We start from the raw sequence: 2,052 nt of genomic DNA, 5'->3' as shown, positions 1-2,052 counted from the left end.
CCTTGTCGCAGTTGCCCAGGCAACAGGTCGGCAGCAGCGTGAAGCGGCCATCGAAGGTGGTCTGCCCTGGCTTGATATTGAGCTTCTTCTCAATCGCAGCCTGAATACCTTGATAACCGGTGATATGGCACACCACGCTGTCGCAGTAACGGATCACGTGACGGCCAACCGGCTGACGGAAAATCTGGCTGTAAAATGTTGCCACGCCTTCGACGTCGCTGGCCGGGATCCCCAGCACATCGGCGATCGCATAGATCGCCCCATCCGGCACCCAGCCGCGCTGTTTTTGGACAATTTTCAGCGCTTCGATGGACGCCGCACGCGGGTCTTCGTAGTGGTGCTTCTCGTGCTCAATAGCCTCACGCTCAGCCGCACTCAGCTCAAAAGCCTCGGTTTGTGGTTGTTGATTCTCGTGCATAATTAGCGGTCCACGTCTGACATAACAAAATCGATACTACCCAGATAGACGATCAGGTCGGATACCAGGCTGCCGCGGATCGCCGACGGGATCTGCTGCAGATGCGCAAAGCTCGGCGTACGCACGCGGGTACGGTAGCTCATGGTGCTGCCGTCGCTGGTCAGGTAGTAACTGTTAATCCCTTTGGTCGCCTCAATCATCTGGAAGGATTCGTTGGCCGGCATCACCGGGCCCCACGATACCTGCAGGAAGTGGGTGATCAGGGTTTCGATATGCTGCAGCGTGCGCTCTTTCGGCGGCGGCGTGGTCAGCGGGTGATCCGCTTTGAACGGGCCTTCCGGCATGTTATCGAGGCACTGCTGAAGAATGCGCAGGCTCTGGCGCAGCTCTTCGACTTTCAGCATCACGCGGGTGTAGCAGTCAGAGACGCCGCCCCCGGTCGGGACTTCGAAGTCGAAGTTTTCATAGCCAGAATAAGGACGCCATTTACGCACGTCGAAGCCGATACCGGTGGCGCGCAGGCCTGCGCCGGTGGTGCCCCACTCCAGCGCCTCTTTGGCGGTATAGGCTGCCACGCCGACGGAACGGCCTTTCAGAATGGTGTTGCGCAGGGCGGCCTTCTCATAGGAGTCCAGACGCTTCGGCATCCACTCGAGGAATTCCCGCAGCAGGCGATCCCAGCCACGCGGCAGATCGTGCGCGACACCGCCGATGCGGAACCACGCCGGGTGCATACGGAACCCGGTAATCGCTTCCACCAGATCGTAAATTTTCTGCCGATCGGTAAAGGCGAAGAAGACCGGCGTCATCGCGCCGACGTCCTGAATAAAGGTCGAGATATACAGCAGGTGGCTGTTGATGCGGAACAGTTCGGAGAGCATCACGCGGATCACATTCACGCGATCCGGCACGGTGATCCCGGCCAGTTTTTCCACCGCCAGCACGTACGGCATCTCGTTGACGCAGCCGCCGAGGTATTCAATACGGTCGGTATACGGGATGTAGCTGTGCCAGGACTGACGCTCGCCCATCTTCTCGGCGCCGCGGTGGTGATAACCGATGTCCGGTACGCAGTCGACGATCTCTTCGCCATCCAGCTGCAGAATAATACGGAATGCACCGTGGGCAGACGGGTGGTTCGGACCGAGGTTGAGGAACATGAAGTCCTCGTTGTCGGTGCTGCGCTTCATGCCCCACTCTTCCGGTTTGAAGGTCAACGCTTCCATCTCCAGATCCTGCTTGGCTTTGGTCAGCTCAAACGGATCGAATTCGGTAGCGCGCGCCGGATAGTCTTTACGCAGCGGGTGGCCTTCCCAAGTCGGCGGCATCATGATACGGCGCAGGTTCGGGTGGCCATCGAAGGTCATGCCAAACATTTCCCAGGTTTCACGCTCATACCAGTTGGCGTTGGGGAACAGTTTGGTGAAAGTCGGCAGATGCAGATCGTTTTCAGACAGCGCCACCTTGAGCATGATGTCGCGGTTGCGGTCGATAAAAATCAGATGATAGAAAACGGAAAAATCCGCGGCGGGCAGGCCATCGCGGTGGGTGCGCAGACGTTCGTCCATGCCGTGCAGGTCAAACAACATCACGTAAGGCTTCGGCAATTTCTTCAGGAAATCACCCACCTCAAG

2 protein-coding genes are annotated in these 2,052 nt (G+C 58.3%); both read right to left on the bottom strand.

The genetic code is table 11. The features are described from left to right. Positions 1–418, bottom strand: a 418-nt coding sequence (gene nuoE, locus AACG97_RS00110; protein WP_338463216.1) for an NADH-quinone oxidoreductase subunit NuoE, incomplete at its 3' end; no start/stop codon positions are given. Positions 419–420: 2 nt separating this feature from the next. Further along, on the bottom strand, positions 421–2,052 hold a 1,632-nt coding region (gene nuoC, locus AACG97_RS00105), incomplete at its 5' end, for an NADH-quinone oxidoreductase subunit C/D (protein ID WP_338463215.1).

It is taken from the genome of Pseudomonas sp. Nvir, assembly GCF_963778085.1.
Taxonomy (GTDB): Bacteria; Pseudomonadota; Gammaproteobacteria; order Pseudomonadales; family Pseudomonadaceae; genus Aquipseudomonas; species Aquipseudomonas juntendi.
Note: the sequence above shows the minus strand (reverse complement) of the source record. Positions and strands in the feature narration are given on the sequence as shown.